22 protein-coding genes and 1 pseudogene are annotated in these 23,989 nt (G+C 71.8%); 10 read left to right on the top strand and 13 right to left on the bottom strand.

Translation table 11 applies throughout. The annotated features are described in order from the left end of the window. Positions 1-570: a TetR/AcrR family transcriptional regulator gene (locus QBL25_RS38255; RefSeq protein WP_409061550.1), complete on the top strand. Its 570-nt coding sequence runs from the start codon at positions 1-3 to the stop codon at positions 568-570. Here QBL25_RS38255 and QBL25_RS38250 read toward each other — a convergent pair. Next, a complete protein-coding gene (locus QBL25_RS38250; RefSeq protein ID WP_409061549.1) occupies positions 563-889 on the bottom strand; it encodes a putative quinol monooxygenase in 327 nt (108 codons plus the stop codon). The two genes, QBL25_RS38255 and QBL25_RS38250, sit on opposite strands and share 8 nt — an antisense overlap. A 161-nt stretch (positions 890-1,050) precedes the next feature. On the opposite strand from QBL25_RS38250, the gene QBL25_RS38245 reads away from it, so the two are divergent. Together QBL25_RS38245 and QBL25_RS38240 are read left to right on the top strand one after the other, a co-directional pair. Then, complete coding sequence (locus QBL25_RS38245) at positions 1,051-1,368, top strand: ArsR/SmtB family transcription factor (protein ID WP_409061548.1); 318 nt, start codon at positions 1,051-1,053, stop codon at positions 1,366-1,368. Positions 1,369-1,489: 121 nt separating this feature from the next. After that, a complete protein-coding gene (locus QBL25_RS38240; protein WP_409061547.1) occupies positions 1,490-2,059 on the top strand; it encodes a GNAT family N-acetyltransferase in 570 nt (189 codons plus the stop codon). Positions 2,060-2,099: 40 nt separating this feature from the next. On the opposite strand, the gene QBL25_RS38235 is transcribed toward QBL25_RS38240, so the two are convergent. The 3 genes from QBL25_RS38235 to QBL25_RS38225 form a co-directional block, all read right to left on the bottom strand. Further along, a complete protein-coding gene (locus QBL25_RS38235; protein ID WP_409061546.1) occupies positions 2,100-2,834 on the bottom strand; it encodes a hypothetical protein in 735 nt (244 codons plus the stop codon). 379 nt (positions 2,835-3,213) lie between these two features. Beyond that, positions 3,214-4,482 (bottom strand): aminotransferase, encoded by a 1,269-nt coding sequence (locus QBL25_RS38230; protein ID WP_409061545.1) that lies wholly within the window; start codon positions 4,480-4,482, stop codon positions 3,214-3,216. Between the two features lie 132 nt (positions 4,483-4,614). Beyond that, positions 4,615-4,818 (bottom strand): hypothetical protein, encoded by a 204-nt coding sequence (locus tag QBL25_RS38225; protein ID WP_409061544.1) that lies wholly within the window; start codon positions 4,816-4,818, stop codon positions 4,615-4,617. A gap of 156 nt (positions 4,819-4,974) precedes the next feature. Between QBL25_RS38225 and QBL25_RS38220 the strand changes: the two genes are divergently transcribed. The 4 genes from QBL25_RS38220 (at position 4,975) to QBL25_RS38205 (ending at position 8,269) form a co-directional block, all read left to right on the top strand. Further along, complete coding sequence (locus tag QBL25_RS38220; RefSeq protein WP_409061543.1) at positions 4,975-6,525, top strand: alpha/beta hydrolase; 1,551 nt, start codon at positions 4,975-4,977, stop codon at positions 6,523-6,525. Between the two features lie 54 nt (positions 6,526-6,579). Then, a complete protein-coding gene (locus tag QBL25_RS38215) occupies positions 6,580-6,987 on the top strand; it encodes a hypothetical protein (protein WP_409061542.1) in 408 nt (135 codons plus the stop codon). A gap of 99 nt (positions 6,988-7,086) precedes the next feature. Continuing rightward, positions 7,087-7,647, top strand: a complete 561-nt coding sequence (locus tag QBL25_RS38210; RefSeq protein ID WP_409061541.1) for a DoxX family protein — start codon at positions 7,087-7,089, stop codon at positions 7,645-7,647. Between the two features lie 154 nt (positions 7,648-7,801). Further along, the gene (locus tag QBL25_RS38205; RefSeq protein ID WP_409061540.1) at positions 7,802-8,269 is read left to right on the top strand and encodes an RDD family protein; all 468 of its coding nucleotides are present in this window, start codon (positions 7,802-7,804) and stop codon (positions 8,267-8,269) included. 51 nt (positions 8,270-8,320) lie between these two features. Here the strand turns inward: QBL25_RS38205 and QBL25_RS38200 are convergent, their stop codons facing one another. Then, on the bottom strand, positions 8,321-9,490 hold the full coding sequence (locus QBL25_RS38200) for a damage-control phosphatase ARMT1 family protein (protein WP_409061539.1): 1,170 nt from the start codon (positions 9,488-9,490) through the stop codon (positions 8,321-8,323). 234 nt (positions 9,491-9,724) lie between these two features. Here QBL25_RS38200 and QBL25_RS38195 point away from each other — a divergent pair, with 234 nt between their 5' ends. After that, a complete protein-coding gene (locus QBL25_RS38195) occupies positions 9,725-11,782 on the top strand; it encodes a phosphocholine-specific phospholipase C (protein ID WP_409061538.1) in 2,058 nt (685 codons plus the stop codon). Between the two features lie 33 nt (positions 11,783-11,815). On the opposite strand, the gene QBL25_RS38190 is transcribed toward QBL25_RS38195, so the two are convergent. Then, positions 11,816-12,436, bottom strand: a complete 621-nt coding sequence (locus QBL25_RS38190; RefSeq protein WP_409062925.1) for a helix-turn-helix domain-containing protein — start codon at positions 12,434-12,436, stop codon at positions 11,816-11,818. Positions 12,437-12,579: 143 nt separating this feature from the next. Here QBL25_RS38190 and QBL25_RS38185 point away from each other — a divergent pair, with 143 nt between their 5' ends. Beyond that, positions 12,580-13,233: a class I SAM-dependent methyltransferase gene (locus QBL25_RS38185; protein WP_409062924.1), complete on the top strand. Its 654-nt coding sequence runs from the start codon at positions 12,580-12,582 to the stop codon at positions 13,231-13,233. A 19-nt stretch (positions 13,234-13,252) separates the two neighbouring features. Here QBL25_RS38185 and QBL25_RS38180 read toward each other — a convergent pair whose 3' ends face one another. The 3 genes from QBL25_RS38180 to QBL25_RS38170 are packed head-to-tail and all read right to left on the bottom strand — an operon-like array spanning position 13,253 to position 15,409. Further along, on the bottom strand, positions 13,253-13,813 hold the full coding sequence (locus QBL25_RS38180; RefSeq protein WP_409061537.1) for a TetR/AcrR family transcriptional regulator: 561 nt from the start codon (positions 13,811-13,813) through the stop codon (positions 13,253-13,255). 17 nt (positions 13,814-13,830) lie between these two features. After that, positions 13,831-15,210: an amidase gene (locus QBL25_RS38175; protein ID WP_409061536.1), complete on the bottom strand. Its 1,380-nt coding sequence runs from the start codon at positions 15,208-15,210 to the stop codon at positions 13,831-13,833. Beyond that, positions 15,197-15,409 carry a hypothetical protein gene (locus QBL25_RS38170; RefSeq protein WP_409061535.1) on the bottom strand — a complete coding sequence of 71 codons (213 nt, stop codon included), beginning with the start codon at positions 15,407-15,409 and terminating at the stop codon, positions 15,197-15,199. The genes QBL25_RS38175 and QBL25_RS38170 overlap by 14 nt, the downstream gene beginning before the upstream one ends. Positions 15,410-15,637: 228 nt before the next feature. Between QBL25_RS38170 and QBL25_RS38165 the strand changes: the two genes are divergently transcribed. Next, on the top strand, positions 15,638-16,576 hold the full coding sequence (locus QBL25_RS38165; protein WP_409061534.1) for an MBL fold metallo-hydrolase: 939 nt from the start codon (positions 15,638-15,640) through the stop codon (positions 16,574-16,576). Position 16,577: 1 nt separating this feature from the next. Here the strand turns inward: QBL25_RS38165 and pulA are convergent, their stop codons facing one another. From pulA to QBL25_RS38145, 4 genes and pseudogenes are all read right to left on the bottom strand, one after another. Then, positions 16,578-19,283: a pullulanase-type alpha-1,6-glucosidase gene (gene pulA / locus QBL25_RS38160; RefSeq protein ID WP_409061533.1), complete on the bottom strand. Its 2,706-nt coding sequence runs from the start codon at positions 19,281-19,283 to the stop codon at positions 16,578-16,580. 173 nt (positions 19,284-19,456) lie between these two features. Next, positions 19,457-20,854 (bottom strand): annotated as a pseudogene (locus tag QBL25_RS38155) (alpha-amylase); the annotation flags it as partial. 398 nt (positions 20,855-21,252) lie between these two features. Then, positions 21,253-22,338 (bottom strand): LacI family DNA-binding transcriptional regulator, encoded by a 1,086-nt coding sequence (locus tag QBL25_RS38150; protein ID WP_409061532.1) that lies wholly within the window; start codon positions 22,336-22,338, stop codon positions 21,253-21,255. Continuing rightward, a complete protein-coding gene (locus tag QBL25_RS38145) occupies positions 22,326-23,975 on the bottom strand; it encodes a glycoside hydrolase family 13 protein (RefSeq protein WP_409061531.1) in 1,650 nt (549 codons plus the stop codon). Before QBL25_RS38145 ends, QBL25_RS38150 begins: the two co-directional genes overlap by 13 nt. Positions 23,976-23,989 lie beyond the last annotated feature (14 nt).

Raw genomic sequence — 23,989 nt, 5'->3', positions numbered from 1 at the left:
ATGACCGAGCAGCCGGGGCGGCGCGAGCGCAAGAAGGCCGCGACCCGCCAGAAGATCGCCGAAGCCGCCCTGCGGCTCTTTCTGGAGCGCGGGTACGAGGCGGTGGGGATCCGTGACGTTGCGGCCGAGGCCGACGTGGCCGTCACCACGCTCTTCTCCCACTTCGCCGCCAAAGAGGCCCTGGTGTTCGAGCAGGACGCGGACTTCGAGCAGCGCCTCACCCGGGCGGTCACCGACCGGGCGCCGGACGAGCCGCTCATCCCCGCGCTGCACCGCGAGATCCTGGCCCTGGTGCGGCACTGCACGGCGGACGGGGCCGCCCCGATCTGGCGCATGATCGACGCTTCGCCCGCCCTGCGGGAGTACGAGGAGTCGATGAGGCTGCGGCACGCGGAGTCGGTGGCGAGGGCCATCGCCGCGGACGCCGGCCCGGCGCGGACCACCACGGCCTGCCGGGCGATCGCGCGGTTCGCGATCGACGCCTTCTCGCTGGCCCGCGAGGCGGCCGACCCGGAGGCCGCGGTGGACGAGATCTTCCTGATGGTCGAGGCGGCCTGGAAGGTCAGATGACCTTGGGCCGGTAAGGGCTGTGCATGGTCAGGAAGCGGATGTCGAGGTCGGACCGCAGGTAGTCCATCCGCCGTTCCCAGAACGCCCGCATGTGCGGGAGGGCCAGGTGGGCGTCGAGATCGGCCTGGGAGCGCCAGGCCTCGTAGAAGACGAAGACGCCGGGCTCGTCGCGGTCCTCGTGGAAGTGGTACTCCAGGCAGCCCGCCTCCTGCCGCGTCGGCTCGACGAACGAGAGCAGGAGCTCCTTCAGTTCGGCGGCGCGTTCGGGCTTGGGGCGGGCGGTGCCGACGAGCGTGAACGGCGTGTCCGGCTGGTTCATACGTGGTCTCTCCTCGTTGAAGGGGGTCGATGCGCGCGCCGACGGAGGCATCGGTGACCGCATCGACGCACAGGTACGATCGATCTCGTACCTAGGTGCCGGTCGGACGTTAGCGGGCCCCCAGGTACGATGCAAGCCGTACCTGAAGGGAGGCGTCCGGCATGCCCGACGACGAAGGTCACCCGACCGTCGAGGAGATGCGGCTCGGCCCGGTGCTCGCGGCGCTGGCGGACCCGCTGCGCCGCCGCGTGGTGCGCGAGCTGGCCGCCGCGCCCGACGGCACCGCCCGCACGTGCAGCTCCTTCGCCCTGCCGGTCTCCAAGGCGACCGTCACCCACCACTTCCGCGCGCTGCGCGAGGCCGGGCTCATCCAGCAGGTCTCCCGCGGCAACAGCCGGATGGCCACCCTGCGCCGGGCGGACGTGGAGCAGCGCTTCCCCGGGCTCCTCGGGGTCGTGGCGGCCGAGCCGCAGGAGTGAGCCGCGTCCGCCCGGGCATCTCGCGCGCCACCGCCCCGAAGCCCGCACCCGTACCCGCACGGCGGCGACCTGCGGAAATGGAGCGGACGCCCGCAGGGACGGTCACGTAGGGTGCGGCAGCATGAACCAGGTTTCCCGCCATGTCGTCCGTCCCATACGCGCCGAAGAGTGGCCCGAAGTGAAGGAGCTGCGGCTCGCCGCGCTGCAGGACCCGGCGGCTCCGATCGCCTTCCTCGACACGTACGAGGAGGCAGCCGCGAAGCCCGACTCCTTCTGGCAGGAGCGGGCCAAAGGCGCGGCCGACGGGACCCGCGTGCGCCAGTTCGTGGCCGAGGACCAGGACGGCACGTGGGGCGGCACGGTGACCGTGCTCGTCGAGGACCCGGATGACGACGACGTGTTCGGCGGCGCGATCCAGCAGCGTCAGGCGCACCTCGTCGGCGTCTTCGTCCGCCCCGAGCACCGCGGAAGCGGAGTGACCGACGCGCTCTTCGAGGCGGCGATCAACTGGGCCTGGTCGGTACCGGGCGTGGCGCGAGTGCGTCTGTACGTCCATGAGGACAACGCACGCGCCGAGCGCTTCTACCGGCGGTACGGATTCGCGTTCTCGGGGGCGACCGTTTCGATGAAGGGCGATCCCGCCAAGCTGGAGCGCGAGATGATCCTCGCCGAGACCAGGCCCCAGCTCTAGCCCTGGCACTGGCCCCGGCGGCGCTCTCGCGGGCCGTCCGTCAGGTGCGGATGCGCACCCCGTGGCGGGTGCGCATGCGGTGCAGCTCCCACAGGGCCACCAAGGTCACGGACACCGGGCCGCCGAGGACCGCGCACCACTGTGCGGCCGGCGGCCCGTGCGGCAGGCCGCCTTCGAGCGCGAGGCTGGAGAGCATCAGCTCCCAGACGAGTACGACGGTGAGCGCGGCCGGAAGAGCGGCGTGCACGTTCGACGTGTTGAAGGCATAGCGGGCGGCGAACGCGGAGGCGAAGAGCAGGAACGGCAGCAGCCAGACGAGGCCGATGAGCAGCGCGAGCGCGATGAGGCCGTTCACGAGCGTGCCGTGGTTCTGCTTGAGCACCACCGCGCTGCCCGCGAGCACGAGGACGACACCCGCCAGGATGCCGACGTACCAGCCCACGGCCTTGAGCGGCGCACGCAGCCGGGAGCGGAGCACCCGCCGGTGCGAGGCGGGCGCGTAGCGGATGAAGCCGATCACGACGAGCGGCCCGGTGAGGATGAGCAGCAGCGGGGCCAGGATGAGCTTCACGACGCCGTCGTTGGCGACCCCGCTCCAGCCTTCGTCCGCCCCGTAGGTGTAGACGAGCAGGAGGCTCGCGGCCAGACCGGCGATCGCGCGCCCCAGCTGCACCTTGGTCACCAGCGGGTCGTCGATGCGGCCGGCGCCGGGCTGGTTGAAGATCGCTTCGGCGCGGCGGCGGGCGGAGCGGATGAACGGGATGAGCGGCGACACGAAGAACAGCGCGCAACCGGAGCGCCGCCGCCGGACGGGCTGCGGCGGGTGCGGGTAGGGATACGGCTGCGGGGGCACGTACGGGCCCGGCTGACCGGGCTGCCCGGGTGGCGGGCCGTACGGATCCGGGCCACCGCCCGGTGGACCGTAGGGATGCGGCCCACCGCCCTGCGGCCGTCCGTTCCCCGGACCCCAGCCTGGATGTCCCCCGTGTGCCACGGCTCCCCCTTGCCTCCTGCGACGCATCTGAGCGCGCGCAGTTTACTGGCCGCAACCGGAACCCCGTGACCGGGCCGGGGAAACCAGCAGCCGGAAGCCGACCCGTCCGCGTCCGAGGGGGACGGATCGGCTTCCGGCCCGGGTGGGCCCGTCCTTTGAGCTAGGCGACCCGCTGCTCGTATCCCACGAGGCGCACGCAGACGGCGAGCCCCGCGATGGCCTGCTCCAGCTCGGCCAGGCCCGGGTAGCTCGGCGCGATGCGGATGGTGGCGTCGCGCGGGTCGTCGCCGTACGGGTGGGTGGCGCCGGCCGGGGTCAGCACGATGCCCGCTTCGGCGGCGCGGCGCACGACCTCCTTGGCGCAGCCGTCGGGCACTTCGAGGGTGACGAAGTAGCCGCCCTTGGGGTCGGTCCAGGTGGCGAGGCCCGTGCCGCCGAGCTCCGCCTGAAGGATCCGGGCCACCGCCTCGAACTTCGGCTGGAGCAGAGCGCGCTGGCGCTCCATGTGGGCCCGCACGCCCTCGGCGTCCCGCAGGAAGATGACGTGCCGCAGCTGGTTGATCTTGTCCGGGCCGATCGACCGCTTGGCGTTGTTCGCGAGCAGCCACTTCAGGTTCGCGGGCGAGGAACCGAAAAAGGCGACGCCCGCGCCCGCGGCGGTGATCTTCGAGGTGGAGCCGAAGACGAACGCGCGGTCGGCGTTGCCGGCGTCCGCGCAGGCGGTGAGCAGGTCGGCGATCTCGACGGGCTCGTCGGTGAGGTGGTGGGCGGCGTACGCGTTGTCCCAGAAGATCCGGAAATCGGGCGCGGCGGCCTGCATCGTGGCGAGGCGGGCGACGGTCGCGTCGCTGTAGCTGACGCCGTCGGGGTTGCTGTACTTCGGGACGCACCAGATGCCCTTGACCGACGGGTCCTCGGCGACGAGCCGCTCCACGACGTCCATGTCCGGGCCCTCGGCGGTCATCGGCACGGGGATCATGTCGATCCCGAACCGCTCGCAGAGGCCGAAGTGCCGGTCGTAGCCCGGGACCGGGCACAGGAACGCGATCCGCTCCTGGTCCACCCAGCGCGACTCGGCACCCGGGGCCACGCTGAGCAGGGCGTGCACCAGGCAGTCGTGCATCAGCTCAAGGCTGGAGTTGCCGAGCGCGAGCAGCTGCGCGGCGGGCACCTGGAGGACGTCCGCGAAGATCTCCCGGAGCTCCACCAGACCCTGCAGACCGCCGTAATTGCGTACGTCCGTGCCGTCGGCGGAGGTGTGCCGCCCGCCCGGCAGGCTCAGCAGGTCCTCGGAGAGGTCGAGCTGCTCCGGCGCCGGCTTGCCGCGCGTCAGGTCCAGCGAGAGCCCGCGTCCCGCGAGGTCCTGGTAATCCTGGCGGGCCCGCTCAAGGAGCCCGGTCACGGCGTCGGGGCTCAGCTCGGTGGTCATGGTGTGTCCTTACGTTGTCGGCGCTGCCCGGGCCGGTGAGCTGCGCGGGCCTGCGACGGAGGTGTCGGCACTGCCTGCCGAGGATACAAAGCGATGGCCCGCCCATGGCCGGGCAGGTGGCGCGCGTCACCCTCACGGGACCGCGCACGCCCACAGGATCAAGGTCACCGGGACCAGGATCGCCACCGAGCCGAGCGCCACTGCGGCCCACGCCCGACGCCGGACGCCTGCCCCGTCGCCGTACGGATCACTCCCCTCACTTCTGTCACGCACGTCACCCATGACGCACAGATCACGCAGGTCACACTGGTCACGCAGCTCACGCAGGGCGCCCACGCCGGAGACGATCGCGCAGATCCGGTCCGGGGCAACGCGCAGGTGCGGGGGTTAGCCCCCGGAGGTGTCGGCCAGCTGACCTGATGTTCTGTCACCGGCCGTGCTCCTAGCGTCGGTTCCGTCCTTCTCCGTGAACCATCTGCCCCAAGGAGCGCCATGCGCGGCGTCGTTCCCTCACTCGCGGTCGGTCTGAGCCTGGCCGGGTTGCTCGCCGGAGCCATGCCCTCGACGGTGATGCCCTCCCCTGCCGGCCGCCCGGCCCCGGCGTACGGGCAGCAGCGGCTGGACTGGGGGCCGTGCTCGAAGGCGCAGCCGGAGCTGAACGCGGCGGGGGCGCGGTGCACCAAGGTGACCGTTCCCCTCGACTACTCCGCTCCCGGTGGCCGCACGCTCCAGATCGCCGTCTCACGCGTCAAGGCCACGTCCTCCTCACCCCGGCGCGGCATCCTGCTCTCCAATCCGGGCGGCCCCGGCGGCAGCGGTCTTGCCCACACCCTCGCGCTGCGGCCCGCGTTGAAACGGGCGGCGGACGGCTACGACCTCATCGGGTTCGACCCGCGGTTCCTGGGCGAGAGCTCCCCGATCACCTGCGCCCCGGCCACGCCACCGGCCCCGCCCGGACCCTCGACCTCGCCCCGCGCGGACTTCGAGGCGTCGGTGCGCGACGCGCGGGAGACGGCACGGCGCTGCCAGGAGCACGGCGACAACGCGGAGCTGCTGCCGCATGCCTCCTCCCGGAACGTGGCCCGCGACATGGACGTGATCAGATCCGCCCTCGGCGAGCGGAAACTCTCGTACTACGGCATCTCCTACGGCGCCGATCTGGGCGCGGTCTACACCCAGCTGTTCCCCCGCCGCACCGACCGCATGGTCATCGACTCCTCGACGAATCCGGCCTCCACCCAGTACGACCTGTTCCGCAGTTCCGGCGCGCCGGCCGAGGACGGTCTGGACGAATGGGCCGCCTGGACCGCCCGCCACCACGGCACCTACCGGCTGGGGCGCACGGCCTCCCAGGTGCGCGCCCGGGTGGAGCGGCTCCTCGCGCATGCCGAGCGGCGGCCGGTCGCCATCGGCGGACAGCGCCTCGACGCCCCCGTCCTGCGGCTGCTGTTGAAGCAGCCCGTGCAGCACGCGGAGCACGATCCGATGCTGGCCGCGATCGTCCGGGACCTGGTCGACGCCGCGGCGGGCAAGCCGGTCGAGCCGGGGCCCGAACTCGCCGCGATGCTGGAGATGCTCACCTCGCCGGACCTGGCCGAGGGCATGGTGGGCGGAGCGGTCTTCATGTGCGGCGACGGCGGCTGGCCCGCCGGTGGCTGGCCGAAGGACCCCGAGACGTACTGGAAGAACAGCGTGCGCAGCCGCGCCACGCAGCCCGTGTTCGGTCCCTACGTGAACGGCATGATCGCCCCGTGTGCGTTCTGGGCCACCGAGCCCCGTGAACCGGGCACCGCCATCGCCAACGACGTGCCCGTCCTCATGCTCCAGGCCCGCCGCGACAACAACGTCCCCTACGACGGGGCCCTGGCCCTGCACCGCAAGCTGACCGGCTCCCGCCTGATCACCGCCGACATCCGCTCCCACGGCGTCTACGGCCGCGACCTCGAAGGGCTTCGCCCCGTCCCGTGCGCCGACCGCGCGGTCAACGACTATCTGCGCACGGGCACCCTTCCGGCGCACGACAGCACCTGCACCCGTCGGTAGCACCCGTCAGCCGCCCAACCGGAACCGCCGCCTCTGGCCTACCATCAGTCGGACATGGCCACACGGGAGATGCGACTCCAGGGCGGTGCGGTGCGCACGGCCCTGCTTGCCATGGCCTTCCTCTTCCTCGTCCCGTTGCTCGGGATCGACGGCGGTCCCTCCGGCGCTCCGGGAGCCAGGACCACCGAGGAACGCGGCGCGAGCGCAGCCGCCTTCGGCCCGTACGCGGAACGCGCGACCGACGGCCGGGACCGTGCCCGTGACGGCGGCCGAGGCTGCCACGAAGGCGAGAACAGGGCTCCGCGCGGGGCGCTGCCGGCCCCCGAGCGGACCAGTTCGCCCCTCTTCGAGGCGGCGCCCGCGTCGTACGAGCCGCGGGACGACACCCCCGCGCCGCCCGGCGCCTCTCCCCCGGACGCGACGTCCGTGGACCTCTACAGAACCCAGGTCATCAGAACGTAGACGGGATCTCTCCACCCGCACCCCGCCGACCGGACCGGTCGGCATCACCGCGACACCTTCACCGGCCGCCAGGCCACCCGATCAACAGGAGAGATCCGCATGCCCCTTTCCGCTTCCACCCACACCTACAGTGCCGCTCCGGGCGGCCTCAACTCCCGCCTCGCGCCCAGGCACCCCGGCGGCGACATCGGCCTCCTGCTGCTGCGGTGCGCGGTCGGTCTGACCATGGCCGTCCACGGCGGCCAGAAGCTCTTCGGATGGTTCAACGGCGCCGGCCTCGACGGCACCGCGGGGTTCTTCGCGAGCGACGGCTACTCCGCGCCCAAGGCCATGGCCACGATCGCCGGTCTGACCGAGACGCTCTGCGGCCTGGGTCTCGCCATCGGCCTGCTCACTCCGCTCGCCGCGGCGGGCATCGTCGGGATCATGGTCAACGCCATCGCCATGAAGTGGGGCAACGGCTTCTTCAACCCGGCCGGCATCGAGTACGACCTGGTTCTGCTCACGGCCGCCGTGAGTCTGGCCCTCGCCGGGCCCGGCCGGTTCGCCGTGGACCACGTCCTGCCCGTTCCCCGCAGTCACCGGCTCTCCCACGGCATCGGCGCGGTGGTCCTCGGCGTCGTCGCGGCGGCCGTCGTCCTGCTGGCCCTGCACGACTGACCCCGCACGACCGGCCCCGCACCGCGGATCCTGACGGACCCGGCACCACCCCCCTGGGCCGCGACGCGCGCACGGCCAGTAGCGTGCAGCCTGGGCCGGGGTGGTGAGCGGTCCGTTCCGGGAGCGCACAGGGACAGAGGGCGAAAGCAGAGCCGTGGTCGATCAGCAGTCCGTACCCGCCCGAGTCGAGGCCCCTTCGCAGACGCGCAGAGTGATCGCGGCGGTCGTCGACGCGCTCCTCGCCCTGGTGTGCGGCCTCGCGGCCGGTGCCGCGGCCGGGGTGAAGGTCAGCGACGGCGTCGTCGAACTGCGCCCGCAGGCCCCCTCGGTGTGGGGTCTTGCGCTCGGCGTGGCCCTCGGGGTCTCCTTCGTCAACCACGTGCTGCTCACGCAGGCCGCGAGGGCCAGCATCGGCAAACTCCTCACGGGGCTGCGGGTGGTGCGCGCCTCCGACGGCCGACGCGCCGGGCTCGTGCGGCTCGGCGGGCGTTGGCTGTTCGGCTTCTACTGGATGGTCGTGTTCGTCCCCGTCCACCTGGCCACCGACAGCGACGTGGAGCAGCAGGACGCGGTGGGCGTGCGCGTGCTGCGCCGGGGTGCTCCCGCCGCGCCGCGGGTCTAGGCGCGCCATCCCCTCCCGGACCGGCTCACCGGCCCGGCCGCAGCCCGAAGATCACCGCCGGACCTGGATCAGCGCGTGGGTCCCGCTGGTGCGCCACCCCTGGCCGTGTGCGGCGACGAGCGTGGCCTCGGTCCGCTCGTCGAGTCCGACGACCACGTCGGACTTCAGCGTCCGCAGCGCGGCGACCGGACCGGGGAAGTACGCGGTGCGCTCCGCGAACGGCGTGGTCGCGGGCCACAGCCGGTCGCCCACCAGACGCCGGTAGTTCAGATCGCCCTTCATGACGGTCACGTCGGCCTCGGCGAAGTCCCGGCGCAGGTCTTCGGGCATCCGCTCGTACGGCAGCGGGGCGCAGGAGAAGGCGTGGCTGCGGATGGTGAGTCTGCCGGTGCCCATGGCGGACCACAGGCGTCGGCCCACCTCTCCCGCGACGCCCTGAGCGTCGTTCAGGCGGCGCAGGCAGTCGATGACGTCGGCGCTCATGGCGTCCGACACGTAGTACGGGTAGGGCTTGACGTGCAGCACGGCCCGCTCGGCGTGCCGTCGGCGCAGGAGGTGGTCGATGAGGATGAGGTCGGGCAGCAGTTCGCGCCCGGCGTTGTCCGCGACCAGGCACAGCGTGCCCGTGCCGCCCTCGGGCAGCAGGGACCACAGCACGTCGGAGTCGTCGGCGACCAGACGCGAGTCGACGGTTCCGGCTCCGCCACCGCCCACGGCGAAGCCCAGGTCGGCGCGGTTGCCCCACAGCGAGCCCAAGAGCAGCGCCTGCCGCTGCTCCTCGACGGGCCGCGCGGCCAGCGGGTCGAGCGCGGCCAGTTCCTCGTCGGCCTCGCCGGAGTGCAGTTCCGCCTGCTTGAAGGGACGGAACGGATCGATGCCCCGCCAGGGCCCGTCCTCGAAGTACCCGACGGCCGCGAGGAGTCGGCGGTAGAAGTAGCTCTCGGACCACAGGAACGGCACGTCGAACCAGGACAGGCCGACGTACTCGCGCCCCCACTCGTCCCACAGCTGACGGTCGTGCGCCTCGGGCTCCAGCGGTTCGATCACGCCCTGCGTGGCCTGGGCCAGCAGGGCGTCGAGGGCGCGGTGCTGGCGCGGTCCGTAGGGGAAGGCCTCACGCACCTTCTTGATGAGCGCGGGATGCCGCTCGGCGAGCACGCTCCTGGGGAACGAGCCGGGTTCGTTGCTCAGGATGACGGGGGCCTCGGCTGCTTCTGGCATGGCGTGCGGATCCTCCGGTTCGGGTTCGGGTTCGGGTTCGGGTTCGAGGTGGGATTCTGGACCGGGATCGGCTGTCGGCTGTCGATCTCCGGGCTCCGGGCTCCGGGCTCCGGGCTCCGGCTGCGTGAATCTTCCTTTTTCTCCGTCTTTCCCGGGCGCCATTTGACGTCGTGCGGTCGGGCCGGTCTACGGTGACCGGTCCTCTATCCCCCACGTTTTCAGAGGTACAGCTTCATGCCCGCATTCAACCGCCGACGCTTTCTCCAGGCAGCGGGTGGCACCGCCGGCATCGCGGCTCTGTCCGCCAGCATCATGCGCGCCGCCGACATCCCCGCCTCCTCCCGGTCCGGATCGATCGACGACGTCGAGCACATCGTGGTCCTCATGCAGGAGAACCGCTCCTTCGACCACTACTTCGGCACCCTGGGCGGCGTGCGGGGATTCGGCGACCCCCGGCCGCTGATGCTGGAGAGCGGAAAGCCGGTCTGGCACCAGTCAGGGGGCGGCGAGGAAGTCCTGCCCTACCACCCGGACGCCGACGATCTGGGCATGCAGTTCATCGCGGGGCTGAGCCACGACTGGGAGACCGGCCACCAGGCCTGGAACAAGGGCAAGTACGACGACTGGATCGCGGCCAAGACCGCCGGGGCGATGGCCCATCTGACCAGGGACGACATACCGTTCCATTACGCGCTGGCCGACGCCTTCACGGTCTGCGACGCCTATCACTCGTCGTTCATGGGCGCCACCGACCCCAACCGCTATTACCTCTACTCCGGACACGCCGGAAACGACGGCAAGGGCGGCGGACCGGTCCTCGGCAACGAAGAGGCCGGCTACGACTGGACCACCTATCCCGAGCGCCTGGAGAAGGCCGGGGTGTCCTGGAAGATCTACCAGGACATCGGCGACGGACTCACCGAGGAGGGGCAGTGGGGCCTCCTGGAAGACGCCTACCGCGGAAACTACGGCGACAACTCGCTGATGTTCTTCAACGCGTTCCGCGACTCCAAACCCGGTGACCCCCTCTTCGAAAAGGCGCGCACGGGCACGAGCGTCAAGAAGGGCGACGGTCTTCTCGACGACCTCCGGGCCGACGTCAAGGCCGGGAAACTCCCGAAGATATCGTGGATCGCCGCTCCGGAGGCATTCTGCGAGCACCCCAACTGGCCCGCGAATTACGGCGCCTGGTACATATCCGAGGTCCTGGACGCACTGACGTCGGACCCTGAGGTGTGGAGCAAGACGGCCCTGTTCATCACCTACGACGAGAACGACGGCTACTTCGACCACGTGCCGCCGCCCTATCCTCCGGCCGACTCCTCCTGGGGCGCCTCCACCGTCGACACCGAGCTCGACCTCTTCCCCGGCAACGACGACTACAGCGCGGGCCCGTACGGACTCGGCATGCGCGTCCCCACCCTGGTCGTCTCTCCCTGGTCCACCGGCGGTTACGTCTGCTCCGAACTCTTCGACCACACCTCCGTCATCCGGTTCATGGAACGCCGCTTCGGCGTCCACGAGCCGCACATCTCCCCCTGGCGCCGCGCCGTCTGCGGCGACCTCACCTCGGCCTTCGACTTCGGCCGCAAGCACACCCGGCGCGCGGACCTGCCGAGCACCGACGCCTACGAGCCGCCGGACCAGGAGCGCCACGACAGCTACACCCCCTCGCCGCCCGCCTCCCCCGCGCTGCCCCCGCAGGAGAAGGGCGCCCGGCTCACCCGGCCCCTCCCCTACGCGCCGCTGGTCACCGCGGCCGTGTCCCCCTCCCGCGCGGCCATCGGCCTCACCTTCGCACCGGGCGACGAGGCCGGTGCCTGCTTCCTCGTCACCTCGCGCAACCGCGACGACGGGCCGTGGACCTACACCGCCGAGGCGGGCAAGAAGCTCTCCGACACCTGGAGCACCGGCCCATCGGAGGGGACGTACGCGCTGACCGTGCACGGCCCCAACGGCTATCTGCGCACGTACGAGGGCACGGCCGCGACCCCGGGCCCGGAAGTCACCGGCCGCCACGACAAGAGCAGCGGCCGCGTCCGGCTCACCTTCACCAATCCGGCGAGGACCGCCGCCAAACTCACCGTCACCAACGCCTACGGCGACAAGAGCACCGAGGTCACCGTCGCGGCGGGCGGCCGCAAGACCCACTGGGTCGACCTCGGGCACAGCAAGCGCTGGTACGACCTGAGCGTCCGCGCCGACGGCGATGACGCCTACCTGCGCAGGCTCGCCGGACACGTCGAGACGGGCGAGCCCGGCACCAGCGACCCCGCCCTGCGCACCGCCTGACCGCGCCGCCGGACCGCCCGCCTGGCTACGCCGTCAGGCCCTCTCGGCGTCCTCCCCGTCACCCGGCCTGACGCGCAGGTGCATGCGCTCGCCCTGCGCCCCGTACAGGGCGAGGAACTCGACGGGGATGTCACCGGCGTTGGTGAAGCCGTGCGGGGTGCGCGTGTCGAACTCGGCGGCTTCGCCCGCGGTGAGCACCAGGTCGTGGTCGCCCAGGGCGAGCAGCAGGCGGCCGGAGAGGACGTAGAGCCACCCGTAGCCCTCGTGCACGCCCTGCTCGGGGCGCGCGGCGGACCGGGTGCCGTCGGCGGGGACCGGCAGGACGCGCTTGTAGGCGTGCATTCCGCCGAGGTAGCGGGTCAGGGGAACCCAAGTGTTGCCGTGGCGCTGGAAGGGCCGGGGGTGGATGCGCGGGTCGCCCGTCTGGGGCGCGCCGACCAGTTCGTCGAGCGGTACGCCGTACGCCTTGGCCAGCGGCAGCAGGAGCTTCAAGGTGGGCTCCCGTCGGCCGGACTCCAGGCGCGAGAGCGTGCTCAGGGAGATGCCCGTCTCCTCGCTCAGGCGGGCCAGGGTGGCGCCCCGCGCCTTGCGCAGCGCGCGCAGCCGCGGCCCGAGGGCGGTCAGCACGTCCGTGAGTTCGCCGTCGTCGCTCATCGCTCCATTTGCCATGGCAGCAAATATCTTTGTCAAGCCGCCGGGGCCGGGCGCAGGGTGGCCGCAGAGCAGAAGGAGCCCGCATGAGCGACCACACGACCGACCGAGCCGACGACCGTACCGACGGCACCGACAGCACCTCCATGGCGCCCGCCGCCGATTTCTCCGCCGCTGCGGCGGAGGCGTTCTGGGACGAGCGCTACACCCAGAACGGCCGCCTGTGGAGCGGCGAGCCCAATGCGGCACTCGTCCGCGAGACCGAGGGGCTCACTCCGGGCAGCGCGCTCGACCTGGGCTGCGGAGAGGGCGGCGACGCGATCTGGCTCGCGCGCCAGGGCTGGCGCGTCACCGCCACCGACATCTCCCGCGTTGCCCTCGCACGTGCCGCCGAGCACGCGGACCGGGCGCAGGTCACCGACCGCGTCGACTGGCAGCACCACGACCTGGGCGCCACGTTCCCGGAAGGCCGCTACGACCTGGTCTCCGCCCAGTTCCTGCACTCCCTCCACGAGATGCCGCGCGAGCAGATCCTGCGCTCCGCCGCCCAGGCCGTCACGGCGGGCGGCACTCTCCTGATCGTCGGCCACATGGGCTTCCCCGCCTGGGAGAACGACCCCCACCCCGGCCTGGACTTCCCCACCCCCCAGAAGGTCCTGGCCTCACTCGACCTGCCGGCCGAGCAGTGGGAGGTACTCGTCTGCGACACCCACGAGCACGCGCTCACGGGACCCGACGGAGAGCCCTCCACACGCACCAACTACACCGTCAAGGCACGCCGCCACCCCACCGCCCGCTGAGGGAGGCGGGCAGGCGGGGTCAGGGCGTCGTGAGTGCGTGGTTCACGAGTTCTTGGGCGTAGGCGGCGTCCAAGTGGGCGGGGCGGAAGAGGATGCGGTACATGATCGGCGCCACGAGCCGGTCCATGACCTGTTCCGTGCCCGGGACCGCTTCGCCCCGCTCCGCCGCGCGGGTCAGGACGACGTCGACCTGCTCCGCGGCGTAGGCCGAGCACTGACCGGCGTTGCTGCCGTCCGGGTCCCCGAGCAGCGCGTCCCTGATGTAGGCGCGTCCCGACGGGGAAGCCATCTCGTCCAGGAACTGCTCGGCCCACGCCCCGAGGTCCGCCCGCAGGGTGCCGAGGTCGGCCGGCAGCGCCTCGGGGCGCAGGCGCTCGACCGCTACGTCCGACAGGAGCTCTTGCAGGTCTCCCCATCGCCGGTAGACGGTCGACGGGGTCACGCCCGCGCGGGCCGCGACGAGGGGAACGGTCAGCGCCTCGCGCCCCAGCTCGGTCTGCAGTTCACGCACCGCCGCGTGCACCGCCTCCTGGACACGGGCGCTGCGCCCTCCGGGCCGCACCATGGGCTTGGGACTCATGCCTCCACCTTAATCCCTTAACGCAATTTCATTGCTTCAAGGTGGTGGCGCTCGGTGCGGGTGGCGGCCGGGGCCGTGGCCCTCTCGTAGGCGTGCCCGGCCCGCAGCACCGTCGCCTCGCCGAAGGGGCGCCCCATCAGCTGCATGCCGATCGGCAGCCCCGCGCCGTCCCGGCCCACGGGCAGGGTCAGCGCCGGCATCCCCGTGATGTTCGCGGGTGCGGAGAGCCGCACATAGCTCTCGGAGACGGACTCCACCGTGCCGTCCGCCCATTCCACGCTCTCCTGGCCGACCTGGGCCGCGGTGATCGGCACCGTCGGGGCCGCGATCACGTCGACGCCGTCGAACAGGCGGGCCCAGGCATCGCGCATCAGCGTCCTGGCACGCTGGGCCCGCAAGTAGTCGCCGGCCGACACCAGCTCGCCCGCCTCCAGCAGGACCCGGACGTCCGGCGCGTACAGATCGGGCACCGAGCGGAGCGTGCGCTCGTGGTACGAGGATGCCTCGGGGACCATCAGCCCCCAGTGGGTGGCCTGGATGTAGCGCGTCAACGGGATCTCCACGTCGACGAGTTCGGCCCCGAGCTCCCGGAGTTGTTCGATGGCCCGGCGCACATCTTCCTCCACCTCGGGGCTGATGCGCTCGAAGTAGTGGTTGCGCGGCACTCCCACGCGCAGCCCCGCCAGGTCGCCTTCCGGAATCGGCGCGGCGGGGCCGCCCACCAGTGCGGCGAGGACGAGCGAGGCGTCCTGCACCGTGCGGGTCAGAGGACCGACATGGTCCAGGGACCAGGACAGCGAGGTCACTCCCGCGCGGGAGACGAGGTCGTACGTCGGCTTGAGGCCGACCACGCCGTTGAGCGCCGCGGGCACGCGGATCGAACCGCCGGTGTCGGTGCCCAGCGCGAAGGTGGCCTCTTTCGCCGCGACGGCGACGGCCGAGCCTCCGCTCGACCCGCCGGCGACACGCGTGTGGTCCCAGGCGTTGCGTGTCTGCGGGGTGGTCAGGCCGTAGGCGAACTCGTGGGTGTGGGTCTTTCCCACGAGCACCGCACCCGCTTCGGCCAAGCGCGCGGCGACGGCGCTGTCGCGTGCGGCGACGTGGTCCGCCCTGACCCGCGAGCTGGCCGTGGTGGGCACCCCCTCGGCGTCGATCAGGTCCTTCAGGCCCATGGGGATGCCGTGGAGCGGGCCGCGCGACCTCCCCTCGGCCAGCTCGCGCTCGGCCCGGGCCGCGGCACTCCGGGCGGAGTCGGCGGTGACGGTGACGTACGCCTGGAGGCGCGCGTCCATCGCACCGATGCGGTCGAGCACCGAGTCGGTCAGCTCGACCGGCGAGAGTTCTTTCGCGGCCAGGGCGCGCGAGGCCTCGGCGAGGGACAGCTCATACGGCTGCATCGGGACCCTCCTCCCGACCGGGCGTGTACGTGATCGCGGGCCGCGTCTCGCCGAAGTCCAGTTCGCGCAGGGTGGCGACGACGGACTGGATGTACGTGGCGGTCGCCGCCACCACTTCGTGACGGTCGCCGCCCAGTGGCAGCCCCGCACGGAGCGCCCCTCGGGCGGCCTCCTGCGGGGTGATGTCGGAGGTGTTCATGGGGCCTCTCGGTTCGGATGGGTCGGCTCAGCTCGGGGCACGGCGCGGCGCCGCGCCAAACCGGACGGGCGGGCGGTCCTCGCAGCCAACACGTAAAAGCTAACCGTTTGCGTTAGCTAGACCATAGGTTCTACGCTGACTTAATGCAAACGCGTTGCTTTTAGCTCTCGGATGCCCCCCTGCCCACCGACTCACCTGACTCACCTGACTCACACGAAGGAAGGCCGCATGTCCGCGACCCCGCACCACGCCGCACCCCATTCGCCCGGCACCTCAGCGGCCTGGACCGTGGGAGACCTCACCGTCCACCGCGTCGACGAGGTTTCCCTGCCCCCGCAGACGGGCCCTTGGCTACTGCCGGGAGCGACACCGGAGGTGGTCGCCCAAGCCCCCTGGCTGCGGCCCGACTTCGCGGACGAGCGGCACGTCCTGCGGCTGGCGAGCCACAGCTTCGCGGTCGAGGTGAACGGGCTGCGCGTGCTCGTGGACACCGGCATCGGCAACGGCAAACAGCGGGCCAACCCAGCGTGGGACCACCTCGACAGCGACTACCTGACACGGCTCACGGAGGCCGGCTTCGCACCCGAGGCGGTGAACCTCGTCGTCCTGACCCACCTGCACACCGACCACGTCGGCTGGAACACCCGCGCCGACGGCGGCAGTTGGGTGCCCACGTTCCCCAACGCCCGCCATCTCACGGCCCGTGCCGAGTGGGATCACTGGGCGGGTGCCGACATGGACGAGCCCCGGCGCCAGATGTTCCGGGACTCCGTGCACCCCATCAGGGACGCGGGCCTGCTCGACCTCGTCGACGTTCCCGCCGGGGGCGTCGACGTCGCGCCGGGCATCCGCCTGCTGCCCACCCCCGGCCATACGCCGGGCCAGGTGGCGGTGGAACTCAACGGACAGGGCGGAAAGGCGCTCATCACCGGCGACTGCATCCACCACCCCGTCCAGCTGGTCCACCCCGACCTGGGCAGCTGCGTGGACATCGACCCGGCGGCCGCGGCCCGCACCCGCCGCGACCTCCTGAGCTCACTCGCCGGCACCCGGACGCTCCTGCTGGGCACCCACTTCCCGCCCCCGACGGCCGGACACGTCATCGCGGAGGGCGACACCTACCGGCTCACCCCCGCGCCCCCCGCTGCCCCCGTGGCAGGCCCCTGACTCAGCCTCGCTTGAAGACGGCGACACTCCTCGCCGGGACGCTGAACGTGCCCGAACTCCGCTCGTACGACGCGGACTTCACCACCGGGTCGGCGCCCTTCGCCTGCGTGGGGTGCAGCGCGTACGGACGGTTCTTCAGGGCGCCGACGCTCTGCCTCTGCGCCTCGGGGGTCGCGTTGAACACGACCACGAGGTCCCCGAGCTCCATGGTGATGACGCCCGGGGTCTCGGCGCCGGTGCCCGAGAGCGGGAAGGCGAGCCGCGACTGCACCTGACCGGCCGTGGCCAGGGAGAACGCGGGCTCGGTCGCGCGCAGCCTGACCAGGTCCTGGTAGGCGGCCGACGTGCCGTTGATCTCGGCGCAGCCCGGGGTGAGGTTCGGGGAGGCCAGCAGGGGCTTTCCGTAGGCCCACTTGTCCTTGTTGTCGGCGGCCGGGGGCAGGCCGCGCCCGAAGCCGTTGCCGTCGCGGCAGTTCCAGTGCAGGGCGTTGAACCAGTCCCCGCTGTCGTACGAGTTGCGGTCCAGGGACTTCGAGCGCAGCAGGTCGCTGCCCGCCTGGGACAGCGAGGGGCCCTGGGCCAGCGTGGCCGTCGCCATCGCGAGCACCTGCATGCGGGAGCGCTCGGCGGCCGTGGTGTCCGCGGGCAGCTTGAAGGCGAGGGCGTCGTACAGCGATTCGTTGTCGTGGGCGTCGGCGTAGGAGAGCGCGTCGCCGGGGGCGGCCGCGTATCCGGCCGGGGCGCCGTTGTAGTCGACCTCGGAGCCCTTGACCCGCCGTCCGGCGGAGTCGGTGAACGTGTAGGCGGCGAGATTGCCGGTGAGGGCCACCTTGATCAGGTCCTGGTAGTGCAGGAGCCGGGCCTTCTGCTCGGCCGGGGTGCCGTTGGCCTTGGAGGCGTTGGGGTCGGTGAACAGGCCGCTGGCGAAACCCTGGACGCCGGGGTCCCCGTCGAAGGGGCCGCCGCCGCGCACCGCGTCGCGCCCGCGGTCGGAGAAGGTGGCGATGCCCGTGCCCGCCATGTTCTTCTGGGTGGCCTGGACGAAGCGGGCGTCGTCGGCTATCTCACCGAAGTTCCAGCCCTCGCCGTACAGGACGATCTTCTTGCCGTCGACGCCGTCCTTCTTGGGGGTCAGTGCGTCGAGCGCCTTGCGCACGGCCAGGATGTTGGCCTTGGGGTGATGTCCCATCAGGTCGAAGCGGAAGCCGTCGACCTTGTACTCCTTGGCCCAGGTGACCAGCGAGTCGACCACGAGCTTGCCCATCATGGCGTTCTCGGGGGCGGTGTTGGCGCAGCAGGTGGACGTCGCCACCGTGCCGTCCTCCATCAGCCGCTGGTAGTAACCGGGCACGATCTTGTCGAGGACCGACTTGTCGGCCTGGCCGCTCGCCACGGTGTGGTTGTAGACCACGTCCATCACGGTGCGCAGTCCGGAGCCGTTGAGGCCCTGGACCATCTGCCGGAACTCGACCGTGCGGCGGGTCCCCTCGGGGTCACTCGCGTAGCTGCCCTCGGGCACCGTGTAGTGCAGCGGGTCGTATCCCCAGTTGTAGGCGTCCTTGGCCGCGGTCTTGGCGACGCAGGCCTGCTGCTCCTCGGAGTCCGGGGCGGGCGCCGTCAGGTCGCAGTCGGGGGCGGCCTGGTCGGCGGCGCGCTCGGGGATGGTGCCGATGTCGAAGGCGGGCAGCAGGTGGACGTAGGAGGTGCCGGCCCGGGCGAGCTCGCGCAGGTGCTTCATGCCGTCGGAGGCCGTGTCGGTGAAGGCCAGGTACTGGCCGGGGTGGCGTGCCGTGCGGTCCTCGACGGAGAAGTCGCGGACGTGCAGTTCCTGGATCTGCGCGTCGCGCAGCGGCTCGGCCTTCGGCTTCCTCAGCTGTTCCCAGCCCTTGGGGGCGAGCTTGGGGTCGTCGAGGTCTACGGCGATGCTGCGCCGCGAGTCGGCGGTGAGCGCGGTGGAGTAGGGGTCGGTGACCTTGTTGGTGACGACCTTCTGGACGCTGGGCGCCCACACCTTCACGACGTACCGGTACTGCTTGCCCGACCAGCTGCGGGGACCGGCGACCGACCACACTCCGCTGGTGTCGTCGCGGCGCATCGCCACGCGCTTGCCGTCGAGTTCGAGGCTGACGGTCTGGGCGGTGGGCGCCCACAGGGCCAGGGTGGGGCGGCCGTCGCGGAACCGCGGGCCGAGGCTGGCCTTGGTGGCGGTGGCGGCGTAGAGGTCGTCGAGGATGCCTTGCGTCTGGACGCCGGTGGCGGTGAGCAGGGTGCCGTCGGCGCCGCTGCGGGTGGCGACGAGCTGGCCGGTGAGGGCGTGGCGGATCCGGTCGCGGTCACGCGGGTCGACGGTGAAGGCGGCGTAGCCCTTCAGGTGCGGGTACTTCTCGCGCTGGGCTTCGGTGAGGCCGCCCGCGGCCGGGGTCAGGCGGATGCGCTGCCCCTTGCCGGCGAGTTCGCCGTCCTTGAGGGCAAGCCGCCCGTCGTGGGCGTACACCAGCTCCTGGGAGGCGGCGTCGCCCCGGACGTCCCAGGCGACGGTGTTCTCGTCGATCCACTGGGCCCGGGATGCGGTCAGGTCGAGCGCGGCGGGCGCGTCGGCAGCGGCGGGTGCCCGGGGTGCCGCGGTGGCCGGGGACGTCAGGGGCGCGACCGCGGCGAGCAGGGCGATGGCCGTGGCCAGGAGGGTGCGGCGAGGGGAGCCGGTCAAGGGGAACTTCTCCTTGTGTGGTGCGGGGCAGGGGGTGGTACGAACGTGAGGGCGTCGGATAGGCGTGAGCGGCCCAGGGGGCGTCAAGAAACAGCGCCCGGAGTCGGGGTGGGCCGCCCGGCGGCGGGGAAGCGAGGGCCGGGCGGCCGGTCGTGCGAGGCGGACCGCGCTCAGCAGCTCCTGGCCCCGGTGTGCAGGGCGAGCGCGGTGTTGGGCGCCAGGGCGGCCGTGAACTGGCCCGAGCCGTTGACGGTGACGCTCCTGCCGCTCTGGACGTCGCAGTAGCTGCCCGCGGCGAGGGAGGTCTGGAAGGTGCGGTTGACCGTGGAGCCCTCGTGGTTGATGGCCACATAGGCCTTGTCGCCGCGGCCGAACGCGATGGCGTTGTTGCCGTTGTCCCACCAGTTGGTCATGCCGGTCCCGCGGGCGGTGTTGCGGAACTTGACCATTTTCCTGATCTCGGGCCAGGCGTGCTGGCACTTCCAGCCGTCGCTGTAGCAGGCCTTGACCTGGCCGCCGTTGGGCGAGCCCGCGTCGTTGCCGCTGAACTCGTAGCCGGAGTGCACGTCCGGGGCGCCGTAGGGCAGGGCCAGCATGAAGACGTGCGCGAGGGTGTAGTTCGCGCCGTCCTTGTAGCTGAGGGTCTGGCCGTGGCGCTCGGTGTCGTGGTTGGCGACGAAGACGGCGGCCGAGCCGCTGGGCAGGTAGCCCCAGCCCTCGCCGTAGTTCTTCAGATAGGCGAGCTTCTCGTTGTTGAAGACGCGCTTGAGGTCCCAGCCGTAGCGGAATTCCTGCACGTCACCGGTGGCCGCGTACTCGCTCGGGGAGACCGCCTCGCCCGCCCCGTAGATCGTCTCCTGCTTGAAGTAGGCACCGGGGTTGCTGAGCCGGGACTTGATGTTCTTCAGGTCGTCCACGGGGATGTGCTTGGCCGCGTCGACCCGGAAGCCGTCGACGCCCAGGGACAGCAGGTCGTTCAGGTAGGACGCGATCCGTCCCCGTACGTACTCCTCGCCGGTGTCGAGGTCGGCGAGGCCGCCGAGCTCGCAGCTCTGGACGTTCCGGCGGTCCTGGTAGTCGCTGATGTCGGAGCGGCAGTCGTCCATGTCGGCGCCGGAGTACGTGCCGGGGTAGTCGTACTTGGTGAAGGCGGAGCCGGCCGAGCCGGTGCCGTTGGCGTTGGTCATGTGGTTGATCACCGCGTCGGCGACGACCTTCACGCCGGCCGCGTGGCAGGTGTCGACCATCTTCTTGAACGCGGCCCGGTCGCCGAGCCGGCTGCCGATCTTGTAGCTGACGGGCTGGTAGGCGGCCCACCACGCCTCGCCCTGGATGCGCTCCTGGGGCGGCGAGACCTGGACGTAGCCGTAGCCGTCGGGGCCCAGTCGTTGTGTACAAGCCGTGGCCACCGAGGAGAACTTCCACTCGAAGAGCACCGCGGTGACGTCCTTGGTGCCGGGCGGGGTGGCCTGCGCCTGCGGGGCTCCGGCGACGATGCCGCCCGCGGCGCCCGCGATCAGGGCGAGGGCGGCGGCGAGGGGTCTGCGGACTCTGGACGTGCGGCCAGCCATGAGGGCCTCCTGCATGAGTGAGGTGTGACCTTGCATGAGTCAGGTGTGACCTTGTCCGGCAACGCGCCGTGCCCGTAAAGGCCGTTGAAGGATGTTGCAGAAACATTTCAACGCCGTTTTCGGTCGAGACCGTACGACTCTCCAGAACCCCGGTCAACCCTCCGCGCACACTCTCGCGTCAGATGCGGAACCCGGTGAGTTCACGCACCGCAAAACCTTTCGCAAGACATTGCGACGGTGCTACGTTCAACCACGACTCCGGTCCGGGCGGTCGGGGGACCTGCGACAACGGGCCCCACGCGCCCGGCCGTCCGGACCGGAGTCGTGGGACGGAGAGGCCTCGGCGCCACATCATCACCCCGCTGCCCCGTCCGGGGCCGGCACCGAGGACCTCCCTCTCAGCGCCGCGCCTGCGCGGTCGAGCCGCGCACCACCAGCTCGGGTTGGAAGACGAACTCCGTGTGCTGTACGGGGTTTCCGTGCAGCTCCTCGATCAGCGCGCCCACCGCGGCGCTGGCCATCGCCTGCACCGGCTGGCGCACCGTGGTCAGCGGCGGGTCCGTGAAGGCGATCAGGGGCGAGTCGTCGAAGCCGACCACGGAGACGTCACCGGGCACCGTGAGACCGCGCTCGCGCGCCGCACGGACGGCGCCGAGCGCCATCATGTCGCTGCCGCAGACCATCGCCGTGCACCCCTGGTCGAGCAGGGCGCTGGCGGCCGCGTGCCCGCCCTCGACCGTGAACAGGGTGCGCTGCACCAGCCGTTCGGCCTCCCCTCGCTCCAGGCCGAGCAGCTCGTGGAGGACGGCCGCGAACCCCTCCGCCTTGCGCAGCGAGGGGACATAGCGCGTGGGCCCGACGGCCAGACCGATCCGCTCGTGGCCCAGGTCGACGAGGTGCCGCACCGCCATCCGTACGGCTGCCCGGTCGTCGGGCGAGACGAAGGAGACCGGGATGTGCTCGTTGTAGCCGTTGATGAGGACGAACGGCACCCCGCGGGCGTGCAGTTCCAGGTACCGGGTGGGGTCGGCCGTGGTGTCGGCGTGCAGCCCGGAGAGGAAGACGATGCCGCTGACGCGGCGCTCCTCCAGCTGCTCGACCAGCTCGTCCTCACTGGCCCCGTCCGGCATCTGGGTGCACAGCATCGGTGTGTAGCCGTGCCCGGACAGGACCTGTTCGACGACCTGCGCGAAGGCCGGGAAGATCGGGTTGCTGAGCTCGGGGATGACCAGGCCGACCAGTCCCGCGCTGTGCCGCTTGAGCCGCATCGGCCGTTCGTAGCCGAGCACGTCCAAGGCGGCGAGCACCCGGCGCCGGGTGCCGGCGGCCACCCCCGGCTTGCCGTTGAGCACCCGGCTCGCGGTGGCCTCGCTGACGCCGGACTGGGCCGCGATGTCCGCGAGCCGCGGGACGCCCCGGTCTCCCCGGTCCCCGCCGCCTCCCCGGTCGGCGGACCGCGGCAGGGAAAGGGTCACACCGCCCACCAGACGGTGGTGTCGGCGGGCAGCTCGACCTTGCCGTCCGCCGTCTCCACCGCGGCGTTGGCGAGCAGGATCCGGCCGGGGGCCGGGATGCGCACCGCGGCGCCGGTGGTGTTCGCCGTGCACACGAAGCCCTCGCGGCGGAAGGCCAGCACTCCCTCGGGGGCCTCGAGCCACTCCAGCGAGTCGCCCGCGCCGAGCCCGGGCTGCTCCCGCCGCACGGCCAGCGCGCTGCGGTACAGCTCCAGGGTGGACGCGGGGTCACCGATCTGCGCCTGGACGCTGAGCTCGCCCCACCCCTCGGGCTGCGGCAGCCAGCTGCCGCCCGCGCCGAACCCGTAACTGGAGCCGTCGGTGGTCCACGGGATGGGCACGCGGCAGCCGTCGCGGAATCCGTCCTGGCCGCTCGCGCGGACGAAGGAGGGGTCCTGGCGCACCTCGTCGGGCAGCTCGGTCACGTCGGGCAGGCCCAGCTCCTCGCCCTGGTAGACGTAGGCGGAACCCGGCAGCGCCAGCATCAGCAGGCTCGCGGCGCGGGCGCGGCGCAGCCCGAGCACGCGGTCCCCGGCGGTGCGCAGCTGGGTGCCGAGCCCGGGCGGGTTGGCGAACCGCGTGGCGTGGCGGGTCACGTCGTGGTTGGAGAGCACCCAGGTGGCCGGGGCGCCGACGGGCCGCATCGCGGCCAGCGACACGTCGATGACCTCGCGCAGCTCGGCGGCGTCCCAGTGGGTGCCCAGGTACTGGAAGTTGAACGCCTGGTGCATCTCGTCGGGGCGCACATAGGCGGCGGCGCGCTCGACGGTGGGGGTCCACGCCTCGGCGACGAGGATCCTCTCGCCGGCGTACTCGGTGAGGACCTTGCGCCAGCTGCGGTAGATCTCGTGCACGCCGTCCTGGTCGAAGAACGGCATGACGTCGTTGCCGAGCAGCTTGAGCTGGTCGGCGCGGCCGATGTCGGGCAGGCCTTCGGCCTTGACCAGGCCGTGGGCGACGTCCACGCGGAATCCGTCGACGCCCATGTCGAGCCAGAAGCGCAGGATCGAGCGGAACTCGTCGTGGACGGCGGGGTGCTCCCAGTTGAAGTCGGGCTGCTCGGGGGCGAAGAGGTGCAGGTACCACTCGCCGTCCGGTGTGCGCGTCCAGGCGGGGCCGCCGAAGACGGACTCCCAGTCGTTGGGCGGCAGTTCGCCGTTCTCGCCCTTGCCGGGGCGGAAGTGGTAGCGCTCGCGCAGCGGTGAGCCCGGGCCCTCGCGCAGGGCGCGCCGGAACCAGTCGTGCCGGTCGGACGAGTGGTTGGGCACCAGGTCCACGATGACGCGCAGGCCCAGGTCGTGGGCGTCCCGCAGCAGGGCGTCGGCGTCCAGGAGGCTGCCGAACATCGGGTCGATCGCGCGGTAGTCCGCCACGTCGTAACCGGCGTCGGCCTGCGGCGAGGAGTAGAAGGGGCTGAGCCACACGGCGTCGACGCCGAGGTCCCTGAGGTACGGGAGGCGGGCACGGATGCCGTCGAGGTCGCCCATTCCGTCACCGTTGCCGTCGGCGAAGCTGCGCGGGTAGACCTGGTAGATCACCGCGCCACGCCACCAGTCCGTGTGGGTGCCGGAGGCGGGGGCTGCAGGGGCAGCGAGATGCTGGGTCATGTCTTCCCTGAGAT

Source organism: Streptomyces sp. SYP-A7185 (assembly GCF_046103685.1).
GTDB lineage: Bacteria > Actinomycetota > Actinomycetes > Streptomycetales > Streptomycetaceae > Streptomyces.
Note: the sequence above shows the minus strand (reverse complement) of the source record. Positions and strands in the feature narration are given on the sequence as shown.